Source organism: Agrobacterium sp. K11, assembly GCF_059429395.1.
This window is the reverse complement of the sequence record NZ_JCAHRB010000011.1, coordinates 310694-332648: the sequence shown is the minus strand read 5'-3', so window position 1 is coordinate 332648 and position 21955 is coordinate 310694. Positions and strand designations below refer to the sequence as shown.

The window sequence follows — 21955 nt, the reverse complement described above, 5'->3', positions numbered from 1 at the left end:
TTGAAATCATTGGCATGTCGCACTTGAAAATAGAATGTACCCGGCTACATACGGTAATCGCATAAGATAGATTATGGAACTTATATTGATTGAAATGTCTTGCATTTTCAGTCCAAATGACCGTTAGGCAACCTTCAGAACTCGTTTTGAACCTTATCTGGTTGTTGCGTTATCACGCTGAGTCGAAGCGTAACGCATCCTTTCGCTCTAAACAAAACACCACTCAATTTCCGCCTCACATTATTGCCTCAAGCGATACTGATGGAGGTCGCTCTTGCTGCGAGTATGCCTTGTCAGTCGATAAGCAGGCTATGATCTTCAACCACATCTACATTGTACGGTTGATCAGTATTGAGCTTGCTGACGTCAATCGGCGCGGCGCACGTCGCCGTTTCCTTCAACAGCCAAAATGGCAACAGCAAAACCCATATCTATGACCCAGAACGCCAAGGCGGTCCGCTATCAGAAGAGCCGGTAAGGCGGCGTAACGACGCAACCATCTCTGAGAAGACGGCGTCACCCTCGCCCGTTTCTCGACCTTCCACCAGGTGACGTCAGACCCGGGCCCTTCGCGGCGATATACACGATTGTGAACCCTAAGGCGTCTTCCAGGTCTTCAACAGCATTTCCACGAATTTCTCCGCGGCGGGAGATAAGGCGCTGCTTCTTCTTTGCACGATACCAATGGTTCGGGAGACCACGGGATTAACGATCGGCCGCGTGACGAGGAAAGGATGGTCATCCTGTGGGGTAGCCAGTCGCGGCAACACGGAAATCCCCAACCCAGCCTCCACCAGGCCAAGCGACGTATTGAGATGGGTCACCTCGTAGAACCAGTTCAGCTTTAGATTGTGCCGCGCGAGTGCGCCATCCAGAAGCGTTCTATTGCCGCTGGAGCGATCGACGACAACCAGCGGGTAAGGCTCCAGTTGATTCCATTGGATCGTTTCGAAAGCCGCCAGAGGATGGTCTTTCCGCATCGCCAGCACAAATGGGTCATCGATGAGAGGTTCGAATGCCAGGTCTGGATCAGAATTACCCATGAGGTTTATCCCGAACTCCACCTCGCCCCGCGCAACCGCCTGCAGCCCCTCGTTTGCCGTAAGGTCTCTGATACGCAGCCTAATATGCGGATATTGCTTGCTAAATGTTTTGATCACGGTGGGTAGAAAATAAAACGCTGCGGTTGGAACGCAGGCCATCGTGATGAGGCCGCGCCGATGTGCACCATCTTTCATCGCAAAAAGCGATCCGTCGAACTCTTCCAGCATGCGCCGGACAAGCGGCATTACCTCCTGACCCATCGCTGTCGGGGCAACGTGGCGTGTGGTCCTTTCCAAGAGTGGCGCGCCAATGGCCTGTTCCAGTTTCTGGATGCGCCGGGTAAGCGCCGGTTGCGAAATATGCAACGCGTCGGCAGCCCTATGAAAACTTTCAAGCTCAACTACTGCTTGAAATGCTCTTAGATCCAAAATTTCGCAATTGATGCTCATATCGCAATAATACCTCCGAACATTGCATTTAACAGATTAGATTCTTTTGCTCATATTGCAACAACAAGGCGGATTGATCCACCAAATGCAAGATTGAGGCAATAAATGAACGACCTGCTTAAGATACCCTGTGTGCTGATGCGCGGCGGAACATCTCGTGGACCGTTCTTCCTGGCGTCTGACCTTCCGCGTAATCGAGCGGAACGGGATGCGGCACTTCTGTCCATCATGGGTTCCGGTCATCCGCTGCAGATAGACGGGATAGGAGGCGGCAATCCGGTCACCTCGAAAGTGGCGATCATAGGTCCTTCCACCGTCGAAGGCGCAGACATCGACTATCTCTTCGCCCAGGTTCGTACCGACAGGCAGTATGTCGACTATTCGCCCAATTGCGGAAATATGCTGGCCGCTGTCGGTCCCTTTGCGATCGAAGCGGGACTTGTCGAGGCTCGGGGAAGCGATACCGTGGTTCGCATCCACAACGTGAACACCGGAAAATTGATCGAGGCAAAGGTGCCGACGCGTGGTCGCGAAGTAATTTATCTCGGAGACGCATCCATCGACGGCGTTCCGGGTCTGGCTGCACCGATCGCCCTGACTTTCGTGGATGCGGCGGGGGCGAAAACCGGAAAACTGTTGCCGACCGGAAACCCTGTCGACACGGTTGAGGGAATAGATGTGACGGCGATAGACTGCGCAATTCCGATGGTCCTCATGCGTGCGGGAGACCTCGGCGTCACGGGATATGAAGATCCGCAGACCCTGACTTCCAATAGCGATCTCATCGAACGATTGACCCGCATACGCATTCAGGCAGGCAAATTGATGGGGATGGGGGATGTAACGGATATGGTCATACCAAAACCCGTGATCGTAGCGCCGGCCCGCAAGGGAGGCACTCTGTCTGTCCGGTACTTCATGCCCAATGAGTGCCACCCTGCCCTGGCAACGACCGGCGCCGTTGGCATAGCAACCGCAGCGATCACGGAAGGCTCCGTGGCATTTGAACAAGCGGGAAATCGATCTGTTCCGACCCAGATCTGCATCGAGCATCCCGCCGGTCGGCTCGACGTGCAACTTGAGATGCGGAACGGAGCAATAACAGCCGGGCTTGTGAGAACGGCCCGCAGACTTTTCGAAGGCTTTGCCTTCGCCAAACCAAACGCTGCGATTGAAGACGCAGCCTAGACAAAGCCATACTGGCTCAAAACATAGCAAAACTGGGAGGAGACCCTCATGCGTAAATACTTGCTTGCAACAGCGGCGCTCTGTGCGCTGGCAGCGTCGGCAAATGCAGAATCTGTCAGAATGAGTGTTGGTTCGTACAACCTCAACAACCTGCCTTTTCCGGTGGCGGCCAGCCTCGGCTTCTACAAGGACGAGGGCCTTGAGGTGACGACCGAGAACTTTGCCCAAGGCGGTTCGAAAGTCCTGCAGGCGCTCGTCGCAGGGTCCACGGATGTAGCCGTCGGTTTCTACGATCACACGATCCAGATGCAGTCCCAAAACAAGCACGTGGTTGGCTTCGTTCAGCTTGCCCGCAATTCCGGGCTGGTTCTCGCAGGAAAGAACGATACAGACTTCGATCCGGCAAAACCTGAAACCATCAAGGGCAAAAAGGTCGGGATCACCTCGCCCGGGTCTTCGTCCGATTTCTTCATTCGTTATTACATGAAGCAGCACAATCTGAGCGACAACGACATCGCCATCATCGGCGTTGGCTCCGGCGCTGCTGCTGTAGCCGCTCTGCAGCAGGGCAAGATTGACCTGTTGGTCAATTACGATCCGGCTGCGACGATCGTGGTTGAGCGTGGTCTTGGCAAGATCTTGATCGATGCCCGCAGCGATCAGGGCGCCAAGGATGTCTATGGCGGGATATACCCCACATCCGTCTTGTATGCGACGCAGGAATACATCGATGCACATCCCGAGGTGATCCAGAAGGTTACCAATGCCACGGTAAAGGCGCTGCATTGGATGAAGGAGCATTCGGCCGAGGAAATCGTTGCAAAGCTTCCCGATGATTTCGTGTCCGGCGACAAGCAGACCTACATCAAGGCCGTCGAAGCCGCCAAGGCGATCTTCTCCGAAGATGGAACCTTCAACCAGGCCGATCTGGAAACCCCGTTGGCGGTTTTGAAAAGCTTCAACGACGCAGTCGCGAAGGCCACGATCGATCTCAACACGACCTACACCAACAAGTTCGTCGAGGCTGCGGCTTCGAAGGGCGTAAACTGAGGGTCTTCAATGTCTTTGCCAATTAGAAAGTTAGAACCCGTGGCGGAACTCAATCTTCAGCCAATGGTGGCAATCGAGAACGTAACAATGGCCTTTGGCGCGTTCGTTGCGGTCCAGGATGTGAACCTGAAAGTTGGAGATGGTGAGTTTCTCTCGATTGTCGGCCCAACCGGATGCGGAAAGTCCACCATTCTCAATGCCATCGCGGGTTTGCTGAAACCGGCGCAGGGAAAGGTCTCCATCGATGGTTCAGCCGTGCAGGGCGTGCAGAACAACATTGGATATCTCTTCCAGCAGGATGCGCTGCTTCCCTGGAAAACGGCCTATCAGAATGTCGAGCTTGGCCTGCTGTTCCGCGGCGTATCCGAACATGAGCGCCGTACCAAAGTTCTGGCCTGGCTGGAAAAAGTTGGCCTGAAGGGGTTTGAAGAGCGCTTTCCGCATCAACTTTCAGGCGGACAGCGCAAACGTGTCCAGATGGCGCAGGCGCTTATCACCGAGCCGAAGGTCATCCTGATGGACGAGCCCTTCTCCGCACTCGACATTCACACGCGCCACCTCATGCAGAACGAACTCCTGAGATTGTGGCAAGAGGATCGCCGTGCAGTGGTCATGATCACGCACGATCTCGAAGAGGCGATTGCACTCGGGGACCGGGTTGTCGTCCTTGCTGCCGGCCCCAAGAGCCGGGTTATCGAGAGCTTTCCGGTTGATCTGGAACGGCCCCGCAACGTGGCCGAAATCAAGCTCGATCCGAAATTCATGACCCTATATCGCGATATATGGGCGTCTTTGCGCGGCGAAGTGGAGAAAAGCTATGCAAGCCGTTAATGTTCGCATCATCCAGATCGTGCTTCTGGTCGTGCTCCTGGGTGGGTGGCAACTCGGGGTAAGCTCCGGGGCGATCGACCGCTTCTTCTTCCCGGCACCCATCGACATCGTCAAGCAGGTCATCACCTGGGTTGCCGATGCCGGCTTTTACAGACATGTCGGTATCACCTTGAGTGAAACGGTTCTCGGTTACCTCATCGGTACAGGTCTCGGCGTCGGCGCCGGTGTCTGGCTGGGCCTCAGTCCCTTTGTGGCCCGTGTGTTGGATCCGTTCATCAAGGCAGTGAATGCCATCCCGCGTGTGGTCCTCGCGCCAATTTTCGTCCTTTGGCTGGGGCTCGGCCTCTGGTCAAAGGTCGCTCTTGCGGTCACCCTCGTCTTCTTCGTGACGTTCTTCAACGCCATGCAAGGTGTTCGCGAAGTAAACCCCGTCGTGCTTTCCAACACGCGCATTCTCGGTGCAAAGCGCTCTGATCTCTTGCGTCATGTTTATTTTCCGGCGGCAGCCAGCTGGATTCTGTCGTCGCTGCGCACATCCGTCGGATTTGCGGTGGTTGGCGCGATCATCGGCGAATATCTCGGGTCTTCCGCAGGCCTCGGTTACCTGATCGCCCGTTCGGAAGGTAACTTCGACGCGGTCGGCGTTTTCGCGGGTATCATCATTCTCGCCATTTTTGTTCTCGTCATCGATCTCATTCTCGATGTCGCCGAGAGAAAGCTGATCACCTGGAGGCCGAACGCGGGCGAAGAACGGCCTGCTTGAGGTTTCGACCCAGTCTCATATCAAGCGGGGCGGCCAGTTGGTCGCCCTGTTTTTGTTCTACTGACGTCATCACGCCGATTTCTCGGCTATCGGACGCCGGCAGACCTGCTCACGGACAATATGCAAAAAGATCGTGGATCCCCTACCCTGTAAAACAGGAATAATTCACTTTGTCGTTGGAACCAAATTCCCATTCAAACATTTTAGGGAACCGTTACCTTCAGGACCTTGCATGAAAGATAATGATCTCCTCCGGCAGGATGCTCAAGACGCTGGAGAGCGTCTAGTATCTAGCCACGCTTCTGAAGATCCGTTTGCGGCAGCCTTCAAGGCCACCCGCATGCCCATGATCATCACAAATCCGCTCCAGAAAGACAATCCAATCATCTTCTGCAATGCTGCTTTCAGCAGATTGACGGGCTATTCCGCCGAAGAGCTGGTTGGTCAAAATTGTCGTCTTCTCCAAGGTCCAGACACGGATCCTGGCTCAGTTACGAAGCTGCGTGAGGCAATCGCAGCCGAGCAGGATTTGGCGATCGACATCCTTAATTATCGCAAGGACGGATCAGAGTTTTGGAATGCTCTCTTCGTTAGTCCTGTTCGCGATGCTGCCGGAACCGTCATCTATTTTTTCGCCTCGCAACTCGACTTCACCGATATCAAGAGCAAGGAAGCCGAACTCGCTCGCGCCCGCCACATCGCGGAGGGAGAGGTGGCGCTGCGAACGGCGGATTTGACAGAGGCATTGCGGGCAAAAACAACCCTCGTCCACGAAGTTGATCATCGCGTAAAAAACAACCTCCTGACGATCGCCTCAATCGTGAAGCTTCAGGCGCGGATGACTGATAACGATGTTGTGGAGCGGACATTGATGTCTGTGCTGAACAGGGTCGAAGCACTCAGCACCGTTCAGCGCAAGCTTCTGAACGATGAAGATGTAGGGCATTTCGATGTCGCGGATTTTGCCAATACATTGATGCTCGACAAGATCGGCGCCTTGAAGCGAACCGACATCATTCTCACCACCGATCTTCACGAGGTTGTGGTTCCGGCGACCAAGGCCTCCCCCCTTGCGTTGATCATCAACGAACTCATCGGCGACGCCATTCGCAGAGGATTGAAGGACCGTGGCGGGCAATTGCACCTGGAGGTCAAGCGCCTAAACGGCCACTTCCTTGTCAGGGTTGCCGATACCGTCACGCCGGGCGAAGTGGACAAGGAAGAAGCAGCCTTTAGCAAAAAGATGCTGGAAGCGTGCGTAAAACAATTGCGTGCTACGATAGTTCGGACGGTTGAAGGTTGCCTCTCGGATGTTCGTGTCACGCTTTCTGTAAAAGACTGAAAGGATCTCCTGTGAAAATCTTGATCGTAGAGGACGAAGCTCTGCTGGCGATGGAACTTGAAAGCGAAGTGGAAGATGCCGGACACGAGATTGTGGGGATCGCTGCCGACAGCAAGGAAGCTATCGAGCTTGCCAACAAAGCACTGCCGCAATTCGCATTTGTAGACATTCAATTGCTGGATGGTCCAACGGGCATAGAAGTCGGCCGATATCTTTCCTCGAGCTCCATCCCCTATGTTTTTGTTTCGGGTAACCTGAAGAGAATACCTGAGGACTTTGCAGGCGCACTTGGAGCGATCGAGAAACCTTACACGATGAACGGTTTGCAAAATGCCTTGCAGTTCATTGAAGGCATCGTTATTGGCGCAGAGCGCTCCGCTACCCCTCCTCCCAGCCTTGTTGTTTCGCCCAAACTGCTTGCCGCCTTGTCGGCTTGACCAACGCCGCCCTTGTGCGGATAAGGATTGACCTTGAATTCACCGTCGGAACGCATTGACGCAGTTCGAAACTCTGGGCTGCTTGATGTCCAGAGCCCACCCGAATTCCAGGATATTATCGAGGTCGTCAAAACCGGCCTGAAATGCCCAGTGGCTTTGATCTCCATTCTGGACGAGCACCGGCAGGTTTTCATCGCTCATGTCGGGTTGCCACCCAAATGGGCTGAAGCAGCGGAAACGCCACTCACGCATTCATTCTGTCAGCATGTGGTTCGCGACAGACAGCCTTTGATCATCGGGGATGCGACGGTTCATGATCTCGTTAGAAATAATCTGGCCATAACCGATCTGGGTGTGATCTCCTACATGGGAGTGCCTGTAACCCTCCCTGATGGCATGGTGATCGGCGCGCTCGCAGCAATCGATGGCGAACCACGCACATGGACGGAAAGCGAGCTGCAGTTACTGAACCAGATCGGAAGGGTCGCCTCGAACCAGATTGCGACCTTCCTTTCCGAGCGACGCTGGGGTGCGCTTTTCCAGCAATTGGAGGAAGGCATCGTCGTAGGCTCGGTGATCCGTGACGTCGACGGAACGATTGTCGATTGGCGGTACGAGACGGTCAATCCCGCATGGAGCACTCTTCTTGGATTACCAGGCGATAATGTGCCTGGTCGAACCATGCGCGAACTCTTTCCAGAATTCGAGAATGAGTGGGTTTCCGATGTGGTGGAGGCCGTCGAGACCCAACAAAGCAAGCGTTTCACCCGCAAGATCGGATCGATGGACCGGTGGTTTGACGGCTATGTTCAAGCCACTGGTGAAGACGCGTTCGTCATCATGTTTGTTGAAGTCACTGACCGTATGCAAGCCCAGGAGGCTTTACGCGACAGCGAAACGAAGCTTCGCCTGATCGTCGAAGGCGCCAAAGACTATATTATCATGACGATCGATGAAGACCAGCGCATTACAAGCTGGTTCGGTGGAGCGCAGGAGACATTTGGCTGGTCGGAAGCCGAGATGCTCGGACGGCCGTTTGAGTCGATTTTTACTGAGGAGGACCGGGCAGCCGGCGTTCCTGCGGCTGAAGTGAGCAGAGCCACGTCCGAAGGGGTTGCACCCGACCGCCGATGGCACCTCGCTGCTGATGGCTCCAGCATCTTTCTGGACGGCACGATCCGGCCGATGGCCAACCATTCGTCGCCCAAGGTCCCGGGATATATCAAGGTCGCACGCAACGCCACCGCTCAAAAACTGTCGGAGGACAGGCAGCTTGCATTCCTGGAACTCGGCGAAAAGATCCGCGAGCTGGATACTGTTGCGGAAGTGGCATTTGCCGCCGCCGAGATTTTGGCACGGAGTCTGAGAGGCGCGACGCGGGCGGGCTACGGCATCGTTGACCCTATCGCCGAGACGGTGCAGATGCTTCCCGACTGGTGTGCGGAGGGAATGTTCACCGTCGCGGGGCTCCATCATTTCAGGAATTACGGATCCTACATCCAGGATTTGAAGCGCGGCGAGACGGTCATCATACCCGATGTGGCGACAGATCCGAGAACCTCCGCTTCAGCCGAGCTTCTACACTCATTAGGCATCTCCGTCCTCGTGAATGTGCCAATCATCGAAAGAGGTGCATTCGCGGGGGTCATGTTCGTACACTACGACAAGCCGCATGAATTCTCGTCCGAGGAGCGTGATTTTGTGCGTGCGATAGCGGACCGCACGCGTGAGGCGATCTCCAGGATTCGGGCCGAGCAGGAACAGCAGGTTCTCAATCACGAGATCAGCCACCGGCTCAAAAACACGATGGCCATGGTTCAGGCGATTGCGACACAGACGCTTCGCCCCGTCACCGACAGAGCCCCTGTCGAAGCCTTCACGAGCAGATTGCGCGCGCTTTCCAATGCGCATGAGGTTCTCCTGAACCAGGACTGGTCGTCGGCGCGCATGGTGGCAGTGATCGATTCCGTGCTTCGCCAACTTTCTCTTCCCGAGCGATACCGCATATCGGGCACCGACATGGAAATCGGGCCTAGGACTGCGCTGTCGCTGGCTCTCCTGATGCACGAGCTTGGCACAAACGCTTTGAAATATGGAGCCTGGTCTTCTGATGCCGGAACCGTCGTTATTTCATGGACGATAGAAGATGCAGGCGGCGAGAACGCGCTTGTTCTGGAATGGAAGGAGCAGGACGGCCCGCCGGTGACCGCTCCATCGGGTAAAGGTTTCGGATCGAAGCTCATCCAGCTTGGTCTGATGGGTACAGGCGGTGTCGAGGTCAATTTTGATCCTGACGGCCTGCGGGTAACGATGCAGGGACTGGTTTCCCATTTGAGACAGTCATGATGACCGTGACCTCGAATGCTGCCGATGTGGCAACCATACTCGTCGTCGAGGATGAGCCGCTGCTGCGCCTTGCCGCCGTGGATCTGGTTGAAACCGCAGGATACACAGCGCTTGCTGCGGCAGATGCTACGGAGGCGGTCAATATCCTTGAGGCACGCGCAGAAATACGAATTGTTTTCACTGATATCGATATGCCACGCGGCGTCGACGGCCTGCAACTGGCAGCCATTGTTCGTGACAGGTGGCCCCCTATCAAAGTTATCCTGGTTTCCGGCCATCTCGAAGATCCCGGTCATATGATCGCGGCAGATACGGCTTTCTTTACGAAACCCTACTGCGAAGAGCAGATCGTGGAGACGATAAGACAGATGCTGCGGTAGCCGGGAATTTTTGAGGCTACCGGGATTCACCGCTCCGCTTGAAATTTGGAGATGGTGACAGAGTCGGATAAGGCTTGGCAGTCGATCTGCCGACTGATTGCCGCTGGTCCCTGAGGTTGGAATTGACGGATAAATTACCTGCTGAACTTGATGGTTTGCATCGCAATACCTTTGAATATTTCTGGTCCGGGAGCCACCCGGAGAGTGGCCTACCGCGGGATCGTATGCGATCCGATGGTCTTGCGATCCATGAGATCGCGTCGGTCTCCGGGATCGGGTTTGGTTTTCTTTCGCTCATTGTTGGTGTCCGCCGTTCTTGGATAACCGAACAGGAAGCCATCGCCCGGGCGAGCCGGATGTTGAGATCGCTGGCAAGTGTGAAGCGTTTTCATGGCGCCTTCCCTCACTTCATCGATGCGTCCAGCGGAAGAACGATACCCTTCGCGAAATTCGACGACGGCGGAGATCTCGTTGAAACCGCTCTTCTGGTTCAGGCGCTGATCTGCGTCAGACAGTTTTTTGGCGCGCAGACATCCTCCGAAATCGATTTACGCCGGTCCATAAATGAAATCGTCGAGACGGTGGAGTGGGGCTGGTTTACCAGGGGAAAGCCCGGGCCGCTGTTCTGGCATTGGAGCCGTCGGTATGCATGGGCGAAAAACTTGCCGATTGTGGGCTGGAACGAGGCCCTCGTCTGTTATGTGCTCGCGGCGGGTTCAACGACGCATGCAATCAGCGCGGAGTCTTATCATTCCGGATGGGCAAGCGATGGCGAAATCCGGAACGGATCGATGTATCTCGGTGTTCGGCTGCCGCTTGGCCAGCCGTATGGAGGACCGCTTTTCCTGTCGCACTATTCCTTCTGCACACTCGATCCGCGCGGTCTCGGCGATGTTTATTGTCACGACTATCTGGAGCAGGTTCACGCGCATTGCATGATCAATTACCGCTATTGCCGCACGCGTTACCCAAGTGAGGCCGGCTGGGGTCTGTCTGCGTGTGATGGGCCAAAGGGCTATGTCGTAAATTCTCCGACCGACGACGACGGCATCATTGCGACAACGGCAGCCCTCTCGAGCATGCCCTTCTTTTCTCATCGGTCACGCGAGGCGGCTTTGCGTTTTCTGCAATGGAACAATGGTGCACTCATCGGCCGCTTTGGCCTCATGGATTCATTCCAGCCCTCAACCGGCTGGGTGTCCGGAACGCATCTTGCGATCAATCAAGGGCCTGTTGTTGCGATGATGGAAAACTATCGCAGCGGCCTGATCTGGGATTTATTCATGAACGCGCCGGAGGTGAAAAACGGCTTGGCCAAACTGGGCTTCCATCAGGACAAGTCGTTCGAAAAGTCGAGCCTGCAGGAAGGACGGACCGACCCCTGAGAACCGGTGTTTGAGTACCGCAAATGCATCCTTGAAGACAACGCCGGAAGGCCTTGGCAATTCCTTGGCAAGGCCTTCCGGCGCGCAGGATATGCTGGGGTAAAGTCGTGGTCATCGTCTCAAAACTGCGGGAGTTTTGATGTTCGATAAACGGCGTGCCGTCATTCGGCTGGTTTCGAAGACGCGCTTTCGATATAGGCGATAAGATTATCCAGTTCTTCCGGTTTGCTGATGCCCGCCAAGGCCATCTTGTTTCCGGGGATTTTCTTCTTGGGAGCGCTGAGAAAATCTCGCAGTTCCTCCGGTGTCCACACCAGCCCTTCCCCGCCTGCTTTTTTCATCGCATTCGAGTAATTATAGTCCGGATCGCCGCCCGCAGTGCGGCCGATGATCCCGTTAAGCTGCGGGCCGACCTTGTTTTTCGCGCCCTCGCCGATGGCGTGACAGGCGGAACAGCGCTTGAAGGCCGCCTCCCCCTTGGCAACATCGCCCTCTGAAAAAGCGGGAATGGCGCTTACTGCCAGCATTGCCGCCGTGATGATCATTCTCTTGCGCATCGTGTCATCCTTGTTCTGCCGTATGAACGCGCCCGCCTGCGAATGCAGGCGGGCGGCTTGTTCTCAATTCAGGTCGTGCCCCAGGCGGGCGTACCCTTCTTGTAAGGAACGCAGGTCTCAAAGCCGCCGGGGATTTCGTCGTAAACGAGAACCTCGGTGGCGCCGATCTTCGAGGTGAAGAAACCGAGCAGCGTCAGCTGCTTGACGAGTGTGAAGGGATGCGGTGCGGTCGGTGTCTGTTCCGCCCGGGCCTGTTTGTCCAGCGCAGAAATCAGCGTCTGCCGCTCCTGCGACGTCAGCTCCAGAAACGCCTTCTTGTATTCCGTCCGGCTGCGGTTTTCGATGTCAGCCATCGCGGAGAGGAAGAGTTTCCGCTGTTCGCCCGTATAACAATCGGCCGCATAGACTGCCATGAATGCGCCAACGGCGGCGTCCTTCGCACCCGGGGTGGATGTGCGAGGGATGATCGTTTCAGCCACCTCGTCCAGAAGCCGGATTTCCTCCGGGCTGAACACGTGGACGTCGCCGGCGGGCTTGGCGGCGTTTTCCGCCGCAGTGACCACGTCAGCGCCGATCAGCGGAAGACCGGAGGCAATGGCTATCAGTTTCAGCAGTTCACGTCTGTTCATCACAGATTCCCCTTCTTGCGTTCGGAAACGGCAAATTCGGCGGCACGCGCCGTCAGCGCCATGTAAGTGAGCGACGGGTTGACGCAGGACGCCGAAGTCATGCAGGCACCGTCAGTGACAAAGACGTTCGGCGCATCCCAGACCTGGTTGTTGCCATTGAGCACGGAAGTTTTGGGGTCGCGTCCCATGCGGGCCGTGCCCATTTCATGGATACCCATGCCCGGCGCATAGCTACCCCTCGACGGTTTGACGTTCTTGATGCCGACCGCTTCGAACATCTCGACTGCGTCATTGACCATGTCTTCGCGCATATCGAGTTCGTTCTGCTTCATCTCGACATTCATCGACAGGACTGGCAGGCCCCATTTGTCCTTCTTGTCGTGGTCAAGCTTCACGCGGTTCTCGTGATAAGGCAGCATTTCACCGAAGGCAGTCATGCCGATAGTCCAGGCGCCCGGCTGGGTCAGCGCTTCCTTGTAGTCGGCTCCGATGTTGAGTTCGGCGATTTCCCGCTCCCAGCGCGAACGGCTGGCGGATCCCTGATAACCGAAACCGCGCAGATAGTTCCGCTTGTCGTCGCCGGTGTTGCGGAAACGGGGAATATAGAATCCCGCCGGGCGGCGGCCCTTGAAATAAAACTCTTCGAAACCTTCCACCTCGCCGGTGGCACCCATGCGGAAATGGTGGTCCATCACATTGTGGCCGAGTTCGCCCGAGCTGCTGCCGAGCCCTCCCTCCCACACGTCTGTGGCCGAGTTCATCAGAACCCAGGTGGAGTTGAGCGTCGAAGCGTTGAGGAAAATCACATCGGCGGTGTATTCATAGGTCAGGTTCGTTTCGGCATCGATGATCTCGACACCGCGAGCCTTCTTCTTGTCCTTGTCGTAAAGGATTTCCTTGACGATGGAGAAAGGCCGGAGCGTAAGATTTCCGGTGGCGACTGCCGCCGGCAGGGTCGATGACTGCGTGCTGAAATAGCCGCCGAAAGGACAGCCCAACCGGCACTTGTTGCGGAACTGGCAGCGCGTGCGCTCCTGATCGGGAAGTTCCTGGGTGATGTTGGCGCAGCGCGAATTGATGAGGTGGCGCGTGCCTTTAAAGGCAGTTTTCAACCGGCGTGCCACATCCTCTTCAACGCAATTCAGCGGAATAGGCGGCAGGAATTCACCATCAGGAAGAATGTCCAGCCCCTCGCGGCTGCCGGAAATGCCGGCGAAACGCTCGACGTAATCATACCAGGGAGCAATGTCCTGATAACGGATCGGCCAGTCAACGGCGATCCCTTCTTTGGCATTGGCCTCGAAATCGGTCTGCGACCAGCGGTAGGTCTGGCGTCCCCACAGCAGCGAACGGCCGCCGACGTGATAACCACGGAACCAGTCGAAACGCTTTTCTTCGACATAGGGCGTTTCCTGCTCGTCGGCCCACATGCCGAGCGTGGCCTCTTCCAGCAGATAGTCGCGGCTGAGCACCGGATACTTCGCCTTCATCTCCTGCGTGGCGCGGTTGCGATGGGGATAGTCCCAGGCTTCCTTGTCGGCATTCTGATAGTCGGTAATGTGCTCGATGTTTCTGCCGCGCTCCAGCAGCAGGACCTTCAGGCCTTTTTCCGTGAGTTCCTTTGCAGCCCAGCCTCCACTTATGCCTGAACCGACAACAATCGCATCATAATGATTGTCCGCCATGATAACTCCTCCGATTGGTACTTGGGTAAAAAGTCGACGAGACAATGCGCTCCCCGTCGCAACGCGGCGGAAACTTCATCATGCGTCTGTCGAACCTTATGCACCCCGGCGAAACCGGCCGCCGGGGTGCGGTTCTGGTTTTACTGGCAGTGTTTACTGAATGGTCGGCAGGCGCTCGCTCAGGAACGCGTTGCCCTTGGTCACGACCGCTTCGGCATCGAGCGGAAGGTCGTGTTCAAGGATGAACCACTGTGCGCCGGCATGTTTGGCCGCCGGCAGGATCGTCTTCCAGTCGAGAACGCCGGTGCCAATCGTTGCAAAGCCGCGCTCGTTTTCGGCCGTGCCGGCCGGTGCATTGTCCTTGGCGTGGATTGCAAAAACCCGACCGTTCAGAGTGCCGAGGAACTCAGCCGGATCATTGCCGCTGCGCGCCACCCAGGCGACGTCGAGTTCGCTCTGCAGTTTCGGGCCTGCGGCATCGAGCAGCAGTTCAAGCGCCGTCTTGCCGTCGAACTTGACCATTTCAAAATCATGGTTGTGATAGGCCATGGAGAGGCCAGCCGCGGAAAGCTTGTCGGCATATCCGCCAAGTTCCTTGCCGAAGGCTGTCCAGCCTGCAGCGTCCTTAGGGCGGTCTTCGGGCTTGAGGAACGGCACGGTCACGACCGGATTGCCGACAGCCTTCTGCTCGGTGATGACCTCGTCGAGATTGCCGCGAAGCTTGTCGATCGGCACATGCGAGGAAATGACTTTGATCTTGTGCTTTTTCAGAAGCGCGTTCAGCTCGCTGGCGCTGACCTTCTGCATATCCACCGTTTCCACGGCGGAAACGCCCGCGCGGTTGAGGATGGCAAGCTGCTCTTCAAGCGTTCCGGCGTTGCGCAATGTGTACATCTGCGCGGCAATCGGCAGCGTCTTGCTGTCATCGGCAAAAACCGGATTTGCGAAACCGGCCGCCAGTCCGACGACGAATGCCATCTTTGCGAATTTTGACTTGAACATTTTCAAACGCGTAACTCCCTTTCCGTTTGATCAATATGACGACACGCCTGCCCGTGATCTTCCGAACAATTAGGTAATGCTGAGCACAACCTCCGATGCCCTGCGTCGTCAGTCCCCGATATCCAGTGATCTAGATGTCGATCTCTACCCAGGACGAGGTCAGGCTGGACCGCACGGCCGCATCGATGAATGCGAGACCCGCAAGGCCGTCCTCTATGCCGGGATAAATCACATCCCCGGCGGCTGCTTTTCCCTCCCTTTTTGCGATGATTGCGTCTGCGGCTTCACGGTAGATCGTCGCAAAACCCTCGAGATATCCCTCCGGATGCCCTGATGGCACACGGCTGACGCGGTTTGCGGCAGCGCCTGCGCCCGCGCCATTGCGCGTAATCAGCCGCTTGGGCTCGCCGTAAGGTGTGAACCACAGCTCGTCCGGCACGCGGTGGTGCCATTCAAGGCCGCCCTTATCGCCATAGACCCTGAGCGACAGGGCGTTTTCATTGCCGACAGCGATCTGGCTTGCCCAGAGCATGCCCTTCGCGCCGCTTTCGTAACGCAGCAGAATATTGGCGCTGTCATCCAGCTGCCTGCCCGGAACGAAGGAAGTGAGATCTGCGTAGAGGCTCGCGGGAATTTCACCGGTCACGAAGGCGGCGGCGTTGAAAGCGTGGGTGCCGATGTCGCCGATTGCCCCGCCCGCGCCAGAGCGGCTCGGATCGGTGCGCCATTCCGCTCCCTTTGCGCCGGTCTTTTCGACCGCTTCGGTCAGCCAGTCCTGCGCATATTCGGCCTGGACATGGCGCAGCTTGCCGATGGCGCCGTTGGCCACCATCTCCCGCATCTGCCGCAACATGGCATAGCCGGTGTAATTATGCGTGAGGATGAACAGCCTGTCGGATGCCCTCACGATATTCGCCAGCTCCTTGGCCTCCTCCAGCGTCGCTGTGACGGGCTTGTCGCAGATGACGTGGATGCCAGATTCGAGGAAGACCTTGGACGGGGCGAAATGCAGGTGATTGGGGGTGACGATGGCGACCGCCTCGATACCGTCTTCACGACCGGCCTCGGCCGACGCCATCTCCTCAAACGAAGCGTAGGACCGCTCGGGCGCAATGCCTAGCAGGGTTGCCGAAGCGCTGGCGCGTGCCGGGTCGGAGGAAAGCGCACCGGCGACCAATTCGTAACGGTCGTCGAGCCGCGCGGCGATACGATGCACCGCGCCGATAAAGGCACCCTGACCGCCACCCACCATGCCGAGACGAATGCGGCGGCTATTAAATCTTGCTGTTGCGGAGGACATGTCTATCCCTTTCAAAGCCCGAGAAGGCGACGGTTGGCGGCATCATCGACGCCGCTTTTGGCGAAATCGTCGAAAGCCCGCTCAGTCACGCGGATGATGTGATTTTCGATGAAGCCGGCACCTTCACGCGCCCCGTCCTCCGGGTGTTTCAGCGCGCATTCCCATTCCAGCACGGCCCATCCTTCGAAGTCGTATTGGGTGAGCTTGGAAAACACCGCGCCGAAATCGACATGCCCGTCGCCGAGTGAGCGAAAGCGCCCCGGCCGGTCGACCCAGCCTTGATAACCGCCATAGACGCCGGACCGCCCGGTCGGATTGAACTCGGCATCCTTGACGTGGAAGGCCCGGATGCGCTCGTGGTAGATATCGATGAAATCAAGATAATCCATCGCCTGAAGTACGAAGTGCGAGGGATCATAAAGGATGTTGGCGCGGGAATGATTGCCGGTCGCCTCCAGAAAACGCTCGAAGGTAATGCCGTCATGCAGGTCTTCGCCGGGATGCAGCTCGTAGCAGAGATCGACGCCATTCTCCTCGAATGTATCGAGAATGGGCGTCCAGCGCTTGCCGAGTTCAGCAAAGGCCATTTCGACAAGACCTGCGGGGCGCTGCGGCCAGGGATAAATGAAAGGCCACGCCAGCGCGCCGGAAAAACTCGCATGGCTCTTGAGGCCCAGATGCTGCGAGGCTTTCGCCGCGCACTTCAGCTGGTTGACCGCCCATTCCTGACGCGCCTGCGGTTTCCCGCGCAGTTCGGCGGGCGCAAAACCGTCGAACATCTCGTCATAGGCAGGATGAACAGCGACGAGCTGGCCCTGAATATGGGTTGAAAGCTCGGTGATCTCGACGCCTGTCTCGGCCAGACGTCCCTTGATATCATCGCAATAAGCCTTGGAAGCGGCAGCTTTCTCGAGATCGAAGAGCTTGGGATCGGTCGGCACCTGAATGCCCTTGTACCCAAGGGAAGCCGCCCATTGGCCGAGATTGTCGAGCGTGTCGAAGGGTGCCTTGTCCCCGACAAATTGCGCGAGGAAAATCGCCGGGCCTTTGATCGTCTTCATGTCCTTACACTCCTTGCATTCACAGTCTGGCCGCTACCGGTGCGGCGAACGGCAGGGCGCGACCGAGCCGCGCACCACCAGTTCCGTATCCAGCACGATGGTTTCGGCCGTGCGTTTGCCATTAAGCCGGTCGACCATCAGCGCCATGGCTTTGCGGCCCATTTCCTGCCGGGGCTGGCGCACTGTCGTTAGCGGTGGTTCGAAGGCATTGGCGAAAATTATATCGTCGAAGCCAATGACCGAGACATCGGTCGGCACGGACAGCCCGCGCCCGCGCAGCTCGCTGATCGCGCCAATCGCCATCTGGTCGCTCGAGGCGAAGATGGCGGTGAAGGAAATGCCGTTTTCGAGAAGTCCGGCAATCGCCTGTCTACCGGCTTCGATGCTGTAATCGCCTGTCACGACGAGTTCATCCGCGTAACCGATACCCGCTTCCTCAAGCGCGTCGCGGTAGCCCTCGAAACGCTCCTGTGCCAGACTTTCCGGAAAAGGTCCGGCGAGATGTGCGATCTTCGTGTGCCCTGCTTCGATCAGATGATGCACGGCGTTTTTGGACGCGGCGCGGTTATCGACCTTGACGGTGGGCAGCGCGATGCCTGGCACGGTTTCCGAAGCGATGACGATCGGCGGCAGCGCGTCACCCTGACCGAGAAGCTCTGAAGGAAACTGGCCGGTCATCAGGATGAGGCCGTCAGCATGTTTCTGCCTGACCATGTCGATATGTGTCGCCACGCGGTTTTCGTCGTTACGGGCGTCGCCCATGAGCACCTTGAAGCCCGCCTCCCCCGCCGCTTCCTCCACGCCCTTGTAGATCTCGAGATAAAACGGGTTGCCGATATCGCGAACGAGAAGAATGACGGTATTGTTGGATTGACGCCTGAAGCTTGCGGCCTGGGCGTTGGGAACAAAGTTCGCCTGCCTGACGGCATCGAAAACCTTCTTCCTCGTTTCCGGGCGGACTTTGTCGGGTTGTTGCAGCGCCCGTGACACGGTCGCGATCGAAACGCCCGCGAGAGCTGCAACTTCCCTGATATTCGAACCTTGGTCTTTGCTCATCTGTCACACACGCAACTGCTTTTGGCGGCCATAAAGCAGCATCAGCGCAAGTAACGTGACACCGAATATGATCTGCCGGGCCCATACATCGAGGTTGAGCGTTATCAGTACGCTTTGCAGAATGGTGAGCGCAACTGCCCCGGCCATGGTTCCGATATATCCGCCCGCACCACCGGCAAGCGAAGTGCCGCCGATGACAACAGCGATGATCGATGGAAGGACATATTGGTCGCCGACAGAAATGAAGGAGGTGCCGGTATAACCGATCACGCAGACCCCGGTCAGACCGGCAAACAGGCCGGACAGGCCGTAAAGCAGCGTGCGGATCAAAGACACGGGCAATCCGACCAACGTCGCCGCCCGCTCGTTGGAGCCGATGGCGTAAATGGAGAAGCCGAAGGCCGTGCGGCGCAGCACGAACAGCATGATCGCGGCAATGCCAAGCCAGACGAAGAGGACGCCGGGAATACCGAAAACGAGAGGCCGGTTGATGAAACCCGCCAGGAGGGGCGCCGCCGCACCTGATGGAACGCCCTGCGAATAGACCACAAGCCCGCCCTGGATCACCGCTGTCATGCCGAGTGTCATGACCAGCGGCGGAATGCGCACGAAGGTGATGCCGAGGCCATTGATGAGGCCGATCAGGAAGGGAATGCCACCTGCGACCAGTATGGCGAGCGGTATTCCGACATTCTGTCCGTTCATCATGTTACCGGCAAGGACCGCGCCGAGCGAGATCATCGCGCCGACGGACAGATCGATGCCTTCGCGTCCGCCGAGGATCACAAGATTTTGGCCCGCCGCGACGATGCCGAGAATGGCGGCGATCGTCAGCAGCCGCACGATCTGCGACCCCTGTGCGAAGCCGGGCGACAACAGTTCGCCGACCAGCAGCAGGAAGACTGACGCGCCAATCGCAATGGTCAGCGGATCGGTGATGATGGATTTGATTTTCAAACCGGAATTTGTCATCTCAACGCCTCGTCACCAGAACGCCACCGGCAAGTGCCGTCAGCACGATCAACCCCTGCACCAATGTCTGGTACTCGAAGGGCAAGCCCGCAAAGAAAATCACATTGCCGATCATGCCCAGCACCAGCGCGCCGGCGATCGATCCTGTCGAGCTGCCGAACCCGCCGGAAAGTGCTGTGCCGCCAAGAACGACCGCCGAAATGGAGGAGAGCGCCAGGCTTGCACCGAGCAAGGGGTCGCCGGAGGCGGTCTCGCCCGTCAGGCACAGCGCTGCGAGCGCCGAAAACAGACCGGAAATCATGTAGGCGCCAATGCGAATGCCGGAGAGGCGCAGGCCCGTCTGGAAAGCGCCCGTGCGATTGCCGCCCACGGCCAACAAATGCACGTGAAACGGAATGCGCGACACAACGAGCGTAAAGGCAATACCAGCCAACAGCATCCACAGCACGAAAGGCAAACCGATGAAACTACCGGAATAGGTCTGCCAATAGGCTTCCGGCACGGGAAGACCGGCCTGCGGCAGAACCCAGATCGCCAGACCGGCAAAGATGATGCCCGTCGCGAATGTGGTGACGATGGGCTGGAAACGCAGGCCGGATATGAACAGGCCGTTGACCAGCCCACAGATCAGTCCAACCGCAACTCCCGCTCCCATACCTGCGAAGACGGCACCTGCCGTTCCGCCAAGTGCAGCGATGACGCTGACGGTAACGACATTGGCGAGCGCTACGATGCTTCCGACCGACAGATCTATATCCCCCGCCAGAATGACATAGGTCTGACCGATGGCGACCAGGATAAGGGGAAGAAATGTCGTCAGGTTCGACTGCAATACGGCCGGCTGCACGAAAGACGGCTGCAGAAACGTGTTGACGCCGATGAGAACGGCCAGAACCACAAGAGTTATGATCCAGGGTTGCTTACGCATAAAACCGAGGGAATTCATGCGGCGTCTCCATAGGCGGCGCGGGTCATGTTGACGGATGTCATGTCGGCTCCGGTCAGCTCCGCAGAAATGCGTCCGCCGTTGAAGACGAGAATGCGGTCGGCATATTCGAGGATTTCCGCATCTTCCGAGGAATAGAGAAGAATGGTCGCGCCCGCGTCAGCCTGCTGGCGCATAAGCGCGAAGAGATCGGCCTTGGCGCCAAGATCGATACCCTTGGTCGGATCATCGAGCAGCAGCAGTTTCGGTGCGGTGGCAAGCCAGCGGGAAATGAAGATTTTCTGCTGGTTGCCGCCTGAGAGCGTGCCTATCGGCATATCCATGCCAGCAAACTTCGTCTTCATGTCGTCCGCGACCTTCTGCACACGCGGCTTCAGCGTCGCGGGCCGGACCAGTCTCATCTTTTCGCGCACCATCAGAGCTGCAACAAGATTTTCGAAGATCGACCGGCCCTGAAGCGAGGCATCACGTCCGCGGTCGCCCGACACATAGGCAAAACCGTTATGAACCGCCTGCGAAGGCTTGCCGATGGCGACATCACGGCCCTCGAACTGGATTTGCCCGGCGGCAAAGGGGCTTGCGCCGAACAGGCCCTTCAGCAAGGCCGACTGGCCCTGCCCCTGCAATCCCGCCAAACCGACGATTTCACCCGGATAGGCTTCAAGACTGACACCGCGAACACCCTCGCCCGCAACGTCCGTCACCTTCAGGCTGGGCGCTGAACCTGCGCGTCCCTGCTGGCGGGCAGGCGCGGCGCGGACATCGCCGACCATGTCATGCACCACGGCCTCGCGGGTGGTAGCGGCGGTGTCGAGTTCCGAAATGGTCGCACCGTTACGCATGACGGTGATGCGGTCGCAGACAGCAAAAACCTCATCGAGCCGGTGGGAAATCATGATGGTGGAGATACCGTCCGCCTTCTTGGCTCTGAGTATCTCAAAAAAACGCTCAGACTGGCGGCCATCGAGGGCCGCTGTCGCCTCATCCATGATCATGAGTCTGGCATTCTGGGCGAAAACTTTCAGGATTTCGACGAGCTGGCGCTGATCGGGCGGCAGATTGCCGACGATCGCATCCGGCTCCAGACCGGTGCCGGCAACACCGTCAAACAGCGCGATCAGCCTGCGCGCCTCGGCTTTCAGGGCCTTGCTGTCGACAAAAACGCCGCGCTTCGGTTCGCGACCGAGAAAAATATTGTCAGCGACGGAAAGCTGCGGAATGAGGCTTAGCTCCTGATAAAACAGCGCAATGCCGGCATTTTCGGCGTCACGCGGGCTTTTGAAGCGCACGTTTTCGCCGTTGAACCGGATGGTGCCGCTGGTCGGCGCGACCGCACCTGCAACGATCTTGCAGAGCGTGCTCTTGCCGCAACCATTCGCACCGAGCAACGCGTGAATTTCACCGCGACCAACGGTCAGCCTGCCGTCGGAAAGCGCACGCACGGCGCCAAAATTCTTCTGTATGCCGGCCGCTTCCAGAGCGTTCGCCATCGCATGTCCCCGAATTTTACTTGTCATTGTGCTTCGTCACTG

21 protein-coding genes are annotated in these 21955 nt (G+C 57.4%); 9 read left to right on the top strand and 12 right to left on the bottom strand.

The features are described from left to right. Positions 1-596: 596 nt before the first annotated feature. Positions 597-1493, bottom strand: a complete 897-nt coding sequence (locus tag AC5SEO_RS21445) for a LysR family transcriptional regulator (RefSeq protein ID WP_003515217.1) — start codon at positions 1491-1493, stop codon at positions 597-599. A 105-nt stretch (positions 1494-1598) separates the two neighbouring features. On the opposite strand from AC5SEO_RS21445, the gene AC5SEO_RS21440 reads away from it, so the two are divergent. The 6 genes from AC5SEO_RS21440 (at position 1599) to AC5SEO_RS21415 (ending at position 7104) form a co-directional block, all read left to right on the top strand. Beyond that, the gene (locus AC5SEO_RS21440; RefSeq protein ID WP_025593409.1) at positions 1599-2681 is read left to right on the top strand and encodes a 4-oxalomesaconate tautomerase; all 1083 of its coding nucleotides are present in this window, start codon (positions 1599-1601) and stop codon (positions 2679-2681) included. 48 nt (positions 2682-2729) lie between these two features. Beyond that, complete coding sequence (locus tag AC5SEO_RS21435; protein ID WP_003515219.1) at positions 2730-3731, top strand: ABC transporter substrate-binding protein; 1002 nt, start codon at positions 2730-2732, stop codon at positions 3729-3731. A gap of 63 nt (positions 3732-3794) precedes the next feature. Further along, positions 3795-4562 (top strand): ABC transporter ATP-binding protein, encoded by a 768-nt coding sequence (locus tag AC5SEO_RS21430; RefSeq protein ID WP_034502326.1) that lies wholly within the window; start codon positions 3795-3797, stop codon positions 4560-4562. Next, complete coding sequence (locus tag AC5SEO_RS21425; RefSeq protein ID WP_174068350.1) at positions 4549-5325, top strand: ABC transporter permease; 777 nt, start codon at positions 4549-4551, stop codon at positions 5323-5325. Before AC5SEO_RS21430 ends, AC5SEO_RS21425 begins: the two co-directional genes overlap by 14 nt. 232 nt (positions 5326-5557) lie before the next feature. Further along, entirely contained in the window at positions 5558-6667 is a 1110-nt protein-coding gene (locus AC5SEO_RS21420) for a PAS domain-containing protein (RefSeq protein WP_111799676.1), read from the top strand. Positions 6668-6678: 11 nt separating this feature from the next. Beyond that, positions 6679-7104 carry a response regulator gene (locus AC5SEO_RS21415; protein WP_003515224.1) on the top strand — a complete coding sequence of 142 codons (426 nt, stop codon included), beginning with the start codon at positions 6679-6681 and terminating at the stop codon, positions 7102-7104. Positions 7105-7143: 39 nt separating this feature from the next. On the opposite strand, the gene AC5SEO_RS21410 is transcribed toward AC5SEO_RS21415, so the two are convergent. Further along, positions 7144-7305 (bottom strand): hypothetical protein, encoded by a 162-nt coding sequence (locus AC5SEO_RS21410; protein ID WP_236735600.1) that lies wholly within the window; start codon positions 7303-7305, stop codon positions 7144-7146. On the opposite strand from AC5SEO_RS21410, the gene AC5SEO_RS21405 reads away from it, so the two are divergent. From AC5SEO_RS21405 to AC5SEO_RS21395, 3 genes are all read left to right on the top strand, one after another. Further along, on the top strand, positions 7243-9450 hold the full coding sequence (locus tag AC5SEO_RS21405; protein ID WP_236771240.1) for a GAF domain-containing protein: 2208 nt from the start codon (positions 7243-7245) through the stop codon (positions 9448-9450). The two genes, AC5SEO_RS21410 and AC5SEO_RS21405, sit on opposite strands and share 63 nt — an antisense overlap. Continuing rightward, a complete protein-coding gene (locus AC5SEO_RS21400; protein WP_174068351.1) occupies positions 9447-9830 on the top strand; it encodes a response regulator in 384 nt (127 codons plus the stop codon). The genes AC5SEO_RS21405 and AC5SEO_RS21400 overlap by 4 nt, the downstream gene beginning before the upstream one ends. A 224-nt stretch (positions 9831-10054) precedes the next feature. Continuing rightward, on the top strand, positions 10055-11215 hold the full coding sequence (locus AC5SEO_RS21395; protein ID WP_112674378.1) for a glucoamylase family protein: 1161 nt from the start codon (positions 10055-10057) through the stop codon (positions 11213-11215). Positions 11216-11376: 161 nt separating this feature from the next. Here the strand turns inward: AC5SEO_RS21395 and AC5SEO_RS21390 are convergent, their stop codons facing one another. The 10 genes from AC5SEO_RS21390 to AC5SEO_RS21345 form a co-directional block, all read right to left on the bottom strand. Beyond that, positions 11377-11772 (bottom strand): c-type cytochrome, encoded by a 396-nt coding sequence (locus tag AC5SEO_RS21390; RefSeq protein WP_112674376.1) that lies wholly within the window; start codon positions 11770-11772, stop codon positions 11377-11379. Between the two features lie 68 nt (positions 11773-11840). Beyond that, positions 11841-12401, bottom strand: coding sequence for a gluconate 2-dehydrogenase subunit 3 family protein (locus AC5SEO_RS21385; RefSeq protein WP_080798554.1), 561 nt, complete (start codon positions 12399-12401; stop codon positions 11841-11843). Then, entirely contained in the window at positions 12401-14086 is a 1686-nt protein-coding gene (locus AC5SEO_RS21380) for a GMC oxidoreductase (RefSeq protein ID WP_003515231.1), read from the bottom strand. Before AC5SEO_RS21380 ends, AC5SEO_RS21385 begins: the two co-directional genes overlap by 1 nt. Before the next feature lie 153 nt (positions 14087-14239). Further along, positions 14240-15094: a sugar phosphate isomerase/epimerase family protein gene (locus AC5SEO_RS21375; protein ID WP_162696587.1), complete on the bottom strand. Its 855-nt coding sequence runs from the start codon at positions 15092-15094 to the stop codon at positions 14240-14242. A gap of 124 nt (positions 15095-15218) precedes the next feature. Continuing rightward, the gene (locus tag AC5SEO_RS21370) at positions 15219-16388 is read right to left on the bottom strand and encodes a Gfo/Idh/MocA family protein (RefSeq protein ID WP_065702520.1); all 1170 of its coding nucleotides are present in this window, start codon (positions 16386-16388) and stop codon (positions 15219-15221) included. 11 nt (positions 16389-16399) lie between these two features. After that, on the bottom strand, positions 16400-17449 hold the full coding sequence (locus AC5SEO_RS21365) for a sugar phosphate isomerase/epimerase family protein (RefSeq protein WP_019566280.1): 1050 nt from the start codon (positions 17447-17449) through the stop codon (positions 16400-16402). Between the two features lie 33 nt (positions 17450-17482). Then, complete coding sequence (locus AC5SEO_RS21360) at positions 17483-18505, bottom strand: LacI family DNA-binding transcriptional regulator (protein WP_003515235.1); 1023 nt, start codon at positions 18503-18505, stop codon at positions 17483-17485. A 3-nt stretch (positions 18506-18508) separates the two neighbouring features. Next, complete coding sequence (locus AC5SEO_RS21355) at positions 18509-19477, bottom strand: ABC transporter permease (RefSeq protein WP_003515236.1); 969 nt, start codon at positions 19475-19477, stop codon at positions 18509-18511. Between the two features lies 1 nt (position 19478). Then, on the bottom strand, positions 19479-20423 hold the full coding sequence (locus AC5SEO_RS21350) for an ABC transporter permease (protein ID WP_003515237.1): 945 nt from the start codon (positions 20421-20423) through the stop codon (positions 19479-19481). Further along, positions 20420-21913, bottom strand: coding sequence for a sugar ABC transporter ATP-binding protein (locus AC5SEO_RS21345; protein WP_003515238.1), 1494 nt, complete (start codon positions 21911-21913; stop codon positions 20420-20422). Before AC5SEO_RS21345 ends, AC5SEO_RS21350 begins: the two co-directional genes overlap by 4 nt. Positions 21914-21955 lie beyond the last annotated feature (42 nt).